General features: G+C 49.1%; 6 protein-coding genes and 1 pseudogene. All 7 read left to right on the plus strand.

Translation table 11 applies throughout. The features are described from left to right. The first annotated feature begins 254 nt into the window (after positions 1–254). The 7 genes and pseudogenes from H6F76_RS23365 (at position 255) to H6F76_RS23395 (ending at position 6157) form a co-directional block, all read left to right on the plus strand. Positions 255–1142, plus strand: a complete 888-nt coding sequence (locus H6F76_RS23365; protein ID WP_190511896.1) for a DUF6559 family protein — start codon at positions 255–257, stop codon at positions 1140–1142. A 145-nt stretch (positions 1143–1287) separates the two neighbouring features. Continuing rightward, the gene (locus tag H6F76_RS23370; protein ID WP_190511898.1) at positions 1288–1617 is read left to right on the plus strand and encodes a hypothetical protein; all 330 of its coding nucleotides are present in this window, start codon (positions 1288–1290) and stop codon (positions 1615–1617) included. 35 nt (positions 1618–1652) lie between these two features. Further along, entirely contained in the window at positions 1653–2003 is a 351-nt protein-coding gene (locus tag H6F76_RS23375) for a hypothetical protein (protein WP_190511900.1), read from the plus strand. Positions 2004–2023: 20 nt separating this feature from the next. Next, positions 2024–2605, plus strand: coding sequence for an SMI1/KNR4 family protein (locus H6F76_RS23380; RefSeq protein WP_190511902.1), 582 nt, complete (start codon positions 2024–2026; stop codon positions 2603–2605). Positions 2606–2636: 31 nt separating this feature from the next. Beyond that, positions 2637–3143 carry an ABZJ_00895 family protein gene (locus tag H6F76_RS23385; RefSeq protein ID WP_190511904.1) on the plus strand — a complete coding sequence of 169 codons (507 nt, stop codon included), beginning with the start codon at positions 2637–2639 and terminating at the stop codon, positions 3141–3143. 284 nt (positions 3144–3427) lie between these two features. Continuing rightward, a pseudogene (locus H6F76_RS23390) lies at positions 3428–5092 on the plus strand (IS1182 family transposase). A 336-nt stretch (positions 5093–5428) separates the two neighbouring features. After that, positions 5429–6157 (plus strand): hypothetical protein, encoded by a 729-nt coding sequence (locus H6F76_RS23395; protein WP_190511906.1) that lies wholly within the window; start codon positions 5429–5431, stop codon positions 6155–6157. Positions 6158–6432: the final 275 nt, after the last annotated feature.

Here is a 6432-nt window from a genome sequence, read left to right on the forward strand (position 1 = left end):
TAACAGGTATGCATGACAAGCACCAGATCACTGAGGAGCCGTGTGAGGTTAACACTTCAAGCACGGTTCTGGAGACCAGCGGGGTGGGTGACTGCTCCGCTGAGTTTAACCCCTAAAGAACTTCAAAGTAAGAAACTAACACCTTAGAGCACGCATCGTCACGTCATGCTAACTCTGCAAGGTTCTCTTCTAGAGCAGGCTCTGGAATTAACAGGCGGCTCTGTGTAGCACCTCATAACAGCGGAGGGCAGTTGATGTTTAATGTGTCGCCAGAAGCCTGGAATCTTCTGGCTAAGGTTGGGCTTGCTACAGCCTGTGCTACTACTGTGGCGTTACTTGTCGCCTTGATGAGACGATCAGCCCGCCGGGAAAAGCGCCTTGCCATTCGTACCTATGCCAGGCGCGTTGGTAGGTTCCTCCGTACCCGCTATGGCCTGCAAGAGAACTATACTCCGGCTCAGGTGCAGGGAATGATCAAAGAATGGGGCTACAGCACTGGTTATGACCAGTATGGCTTAGCGATGTATTGTGATGCCGCTGCTTTTATGAACCATTATCGGGCAACAGGGAGACGCTATAACTATGAACTGCTGCGAGGTGAGATTAGCCGTTGCTTGTTTCGTGCGGACATGACGTTCAGTGTGTCTGATGTCATTGAGGTAAGCGCACAATCCAAGAAGAAGCGTCTCGCCATCCACTGCTATATTAAGCAGCTTGGTCCCGCACTCCGTCAACGCTATGGGGTTCAGAGGAAATACACTCCGGCTCAGGTCAAGCAAACGGTTAGCTATAGTTGCTCTCGCTCAGATGATGATTGTTATGCCTTGGCGCTGTATTGTGATGCTGCTGATTTTGTAGACTATCACAGCCTTATCGGTGAAGCATGCGACTACAAGGCAATGCGTAGCGAAATCGCTCATTCCTTTCATCCGATTTTTCAGGGCAGCACCACCTTTGATGCTTGTGAGGTCATTGACCGCAGTGATCGCCTCGACAATGCTAAGGATGAAAGCGATGGTCGCTCATGGTGGTCTAATCTACTTGATTTTGAGAGTGGAAGCGACTTGAGCAGTGGTGGAAGCGCTACTAGCTGCAATAACGACTTTAGTAGTGGCAGTGATATTGATTATGGGAGTGACTAAGTTGCTTCTGTCCCACAACTGTTTTGACGAGTAACAGAATCCAGTTAACAATCCCATTGCACACCGACTGCATCAAGTTAGCTATCTGTTACCTTTGAGCCAGTACTAGCAGCCAAGTGCCAGCAACATCTACGAACTCAAACTTATGGAACTAATCATCTTCATCAGCATTTTGTTTCTTGTGTTCGCTCTATGCGGCGGCACTGGTGCTCACTCTGCGAGCTTGCAACGTAAACGTCGGGGCGCTTCTGATCGCTTAGCGAGTCCTATTTTCATGTTTGGTGGTGCGAGTCATAGCAATTATAGTGATAGCAGTGGTAGTAGTGAATTTTCTAGCGGTGATGGCGGTGCTAGCAGCTATGGTGGAGACTGTAGCGGCGGTAGCAGCTATAGCGGCAGTGATGGCGGTGGTGGGTTTTCTGGTGGTGATGGTGGTGGCGCTTCTGGCGGAGGATCTTCTAGCGGAGGCTGTTGAAACATGGGCAACATCCAAGAGACCGTGGTGGCGCTTTGAAGTCATTTCAAGCGGTCTACAGCGCCACCGAACAAGACCTTGTACTGGACGCTCGTGAACGTGACGAAAATTGGCGCCGCCTTGCTACAATGCCTGCGTTGAGCAGGCGCAAACCCTTGTCATGGAGCACCAGTGAACTTGGTCGTGCGATCGCGCTGAAACTGTCGCTCCTGCCCCTTCCCGCATCCGCTTTGACAACAGGGGTGCAAACGTTAGCAGCAGCGGCACAAGTTCTTGCGGTAGCAAGTGCATCAGGAGCAAGCAAAGCACACGTTCCTGCTCTTGCTCCCTTGCCTCTTCTTCTAAGGGCTAAAGTCGAGCTTCGCCAAGGTCTTGTTTGGAGCTGAAAAACTAGCAGGTAAAGAGTATGAGAACAACTTGGGAAAGGATTGATCATTGGTTGGCCATCAATGCACCTCAAGTGCTGGAACAGCTCAATCCAGGCGCGACTGCTAAAGAAATTGCCCAGACAGAAGCCTTTTGGGGTATCAGTTTTCCTGACGATTTCAAGCTGTCTTATCGTCTCCATAACGGTCAGGATGAAGACGCCTACTCTCTGTTCCCAAACTTGCAGTTCCTCCCACTTGAAAGCATGATTGAAATGTCTGAAACATGGCAAGAGTGCACAGATGAGAATTTTAGCTGCGCTCCTGAAGACATTGCCGAAGGAATCTGGAACGGCTGGTGGCACCCCCATTGGCTTCCCTTTACTTATGAAAGCAATGGCGCTTGCGAATGTGTCGATTTAGCCCCCGCAGCCGGTGGGACGGTTGGACAAGTCATTACGGTTGAGTGGCAGGAAGCGGGTAGATGGCTCGTTGCACCTAGTTTTCGAGCTTACCTGGAAACCTTTGCAGAGGCATTAGAACGAGGAGCCTATCGGTTTTCTGAGCACGGTCATGGGTTAGTTGATCTAGCTGAATTTGCCATGCTTGAAGCTGACGCTTAAGTGCTTGCTTAAACCCAGGCTGGGGTGAATAATGTCGTTGCTGTACAGTAAATTGTTAGACGGCTGGAGCTGTGCTTTTAAGCCTAGTGGACCTTTGCGCAGCCGCTACTTTAATGTAGAAACCATTTACAACGTTAACCTTATGTGGGATAAAGCTTATTTCTTGGCCCTCATCCTGATCGGCTGCCATCTTGGCGCTGGTTTGCTCATTGGTCTTTTGGGAGCGATGTTTAACACCAATAGCCGTGGGTTAAGTCTTATAGTTCAGTTCGTTTCTGCTTATACCGTTGGACAACTTTATGCCCAAAAGCAACAAAATGTGATGCCTCAATCCTTAAGGTTGCAGGCATCAATCTACAGTATACTGCTCTCACTTTGTCTTACAGCAGTGGTTCTATTAGCGATGAATGCGCTGGAGTTACTTGGGCTTCTCCCTATTTTAGGAGGGGTGGGATTACTTGCGGTTATCGGATTGATCTTGACATATTGGGGGCTTGGTTCGGGCTCTAAAGCTTATCTAAAGAAAACAAAGAAATGAACGTCGCTCTTTAGAGCGTTTGCATCAACGAGCAGCAGTGCAATCGTCCTCAGTCAGTTGGGTTATAGAGCCAATTCTTTTCGTGTTTTTTGCTCAGTAATACAAATTATTCCTTTGCCTAATCTGATTACGAAGCAGGCGCCACTGAGAAGCCTGTAAGGGCACAAAACCGTTCTCTATACTTGAGACTGTTTCATTTATAGCTAGATACCGTTGGCGAACTTCGACCGAGATCACATCGGCTATCCTGAAATCAATTCCCTTAGCTTCCGAGGAGAATTGCCATGTCCCTCTCATTTGAGCCCATTCTTCCAGTTCCCCCCGAAACGGTACGTGTTGCTAAAGCTGCCTTTCCAAAAGGTAATTCGTATCTGACACTGAGAGACGAATTAGGACCCATTTTTGGTGATGCGGATTTTGCCTGCTTGTTTGCCACAAATGGTCAACCTGCTGTTCCACCCTGGCAACTTGCACTCGTGACCCTGATGCAATTCCGGGAGAACCTTTCAGATCGTCAAGCTGCGGAAGCAGTGCGGTCACGCATTGATTGGAAGTATGTTCTTGGACTTGAATTGACCGATGCAGGCTTCGACTTTAGTGTTCTGAGCGAGTTTCGCCAACGGTTGATTGAGCATAACGCCTCAGAATTGTTGTTGGAACGCTTATTGGAACACTGTCGCAAGGTTGGGTTGATTCGAGCACGAGGTAAGCAGCGCACTGATTCTACCCGTGTATTGGCATCAATTCGAACATTAAATCGGCTGGAGCTGATGGCGGAAACTTTGCGAGCGACCCTGAATGAGCTGACAACAGTCGCACCAGCTTGGGTGCAACAAATTGCACTACCAGCTTGGTATAAGCGCTATGGACAACGCATTGAAGATAGCCGTTTGCCTGAAGCGACTGAGAAACGGGAAGCGTATGCTCAGATAGTTGGGGCAGACGGATACTACTTGTTAGATTGCTTGGCACAAGCTGATATGTCGCTCAAGTGGGAAGCTTTACCAACCGTTGTGGCTTTGAAGGCAACTTGGGATTGCTACTACGAACGTAAGGTTGAGACCCAATCAGGTGAACAAGCAGTGCGTTGGAAAACAAAACAAGAATTAAAACGAGCCGGAGAGCGGATTGAATCTCCCTACGATCTAGAAGCACGTTATCGCAGTCGAGCCGATACTGCCTGGACAGGGTACATGGTTCACCTGAGTGAAACTTGTGATGATGACCAGTGCCATCTAATTACTCATGTGGTGACAACTCCAGCAACCATCCATGAAATTGACTGTACACCAGTGATTCACCAAGCACTCATCAACAAAGAATTGGCTCCTCAAGAACATTTCGTGGATTCAGCCTATGTCGATGCTCAATTATTGGTGAGCAGCCCTAAACAAGGCATCACGTTAGTTGGACCCGCTCGCCCGAATGGCAGTTGGCAATCGAGAAAGCATGACGCTTTTGCTTTAAGTCAATTTCAGGTGGATTGGCAACACCAACAAGCGATCTGTCCACAAGGCAAACGCTCCACGTCCTGGGTCGAATCCGTCGACCATACCGGAAGTTCTTACATTAAGGTTCGGTTTTATCCTCAAGATTGTGCGAATTGTCCAGTCCGCTCTCAATGTACCAAAGTAAAGCCTGGCGGAGTTCGTAGCTTGAAGCTGAAGCCTCAGGAGGAGTATGAAGCCCTTAAAGCGGCGCGAGCAGTTCATGCTACAGAGGCATGGCAGCAACGCTACAAACGTCGTGCCGGGATCGAAGGCACGCTCTCCCAAGCGGTTTGAGCCTTTGGGTTACGCCAAACTCGTTATCGAGGACTGGCCAAAACTCATCTCCAAAATCTTGCGATCGCCGCAGCGATGAATATTGATCGACTCATCAATTGGATCAATGGTATCCCCAGGGCCAAGACTCGTCTTTCTCGCTTTGCTGCCTTGGCAGAAGCTTAAGTCTGTTGAGATGGTTTTGAAATAGGCACTTGTGATCTCGATCGAAGTTCGCCAACGGTATCTAGCTAATAGTGGGACAGTTCAAGCATTTAAGTGTTCAATTAAGGTAGTCGCTAGAAGCCCTTCTCTGTATAGATTCCAGCCTTAACGACTCAAGTTTCTCCATGGCTATACAAAGGCGTCATTGGTACAGGCAATTAGAACGGCATCGCAGAAGTTTGAGGCTCCTAAGTTCCAAAGGATTCAACTGGTACACGCTGATTGAGCCGCTTAACAGTACTTTCGGTTCGGCTGCTACTCTACCCCCTTAGCTGGCTAATATTTCTAGGTTTTCCAATGTGGCAACTAAAAAACCCTATCACTCGAAGAGCAGAACTAGACTTTTCGGCTTCTGAACAGTCTAGGGTTACTGTAACCCAGCTAGGCGATGATCGCGTTCAGCTGATTAATGCCGTTGAATATGTCAATTGGGGAAAGGCACGGCTCCAGTTCTTAGTTTGTGAAGATTGTGGCTATGTGGGATGTGCACGTGAAGGTTGGGTTGAACTCAAACGAGCCGATCCGTTAGCCCTCATTATGCCTGCGTTTACGAGCATCGGTGAAGCGTCTGAAATCATACACAGTGAATATTTACCGCCTTACTACTTTGTGGAGAGAGGCGCCATCTACGTGGAGCAGGAAACTTATACTAAGACACTTTGTCAAATCGCTGCGTTCCCTCGCTTGGAAACGTTAGCGCCCTTATCGGCTTGGGAAGCAGCCAAGCTCTTTCAGTTGGAAGCCCCCAGCCATGTTTTAGGCCATCTTTCAACGCCTCCACAGTTCAATCAAGCGCTTGTGATTGCTTCCGCTGAGGGCAACTTTAGAGAGCAGACAAAAGTGTTAACCGCGTTAATTAACCGCTTATTAACGCAGCTTCGTCCAGCTAAGTTGCAGCGCGTCACAGAGCAGGACCAAATTATTTCGCTGTCTTTAGATCTAGCTGGGTTTCCTGAATGGCAAGCACTGAGTTATAACGGGTCGCGCTATGCCTTATACCTTGAGCCGGGGTACGTCATTGAGTAGTCAAATGGCTGCCGCCTCACCCTGCATGGCACTGGACGGCGGCAAACGATCAGTGAGGCTGGAGAGGAGAGGCACAGTCAGTGCCTCTCGCCGTTAGGCTGTGGTAGGAGGGCGTATGAGTTTTTACGATTGTCGCTGCATAGTGACCGGCGTCAGCCTTAAGGGTGCGGGCGCCGTTCTAGTCATTCTCGAAGGGACTAACGGCACGTTTCTTCCTGCTGCTCTCGCCATCAAGGGCACCTACAACCGTCTCGGTGCCATTGATACGCTTGAGG

Source organism: Leptolyngbya sp. FACHB-321 (assembly GCF_014695975.1).
GTDB lineage: Bacteria > Cyanobacteriota > Cyanobacteriia > Leptolyngbyales > Leptolyngbyaceae > Stenomitos.

Excerpts from the sequence above, each read along its gene's own strand:
- H6F76_RS23365 (WP_190511896.1), top strand. The coding sequence starts at position 255 with ATGTTTAATGTGTCGCCAGAAGCCTGGAATCTTCTGGCTAAGGTTGGG.
- H6F76_RS23370 (WP_190511898.1), top strand. The coding sequence starts at position 1,288 with ATGGAACTAATCATCTTCATCAGCATTTTGTTTCTTGTGTTCGCTCTA.
- H6F76_RS23380 (WP_190511902.1), top strand. The coding sequence starts at position 2,024 with ATGAGAACAACTTGGGAAAGGATTGATCATTGGTTGGCCATCAATGCA.
- H6F76_RS23385 (WP_190511904.1), top strand. The coding sequence starts at position 2,637 with ATGTCGTTGCTGTACAGTAAATTGTTAGACGGCTGGAGCTGTGCTTTT.
- H6F76_RS23395 (WP_190511906.1), top strand. The coding sequence starts at position 5,429 with ATGTGGCAACTAAAAAACCCTATCACTCGAAGAGCAGAACTAGACTTT.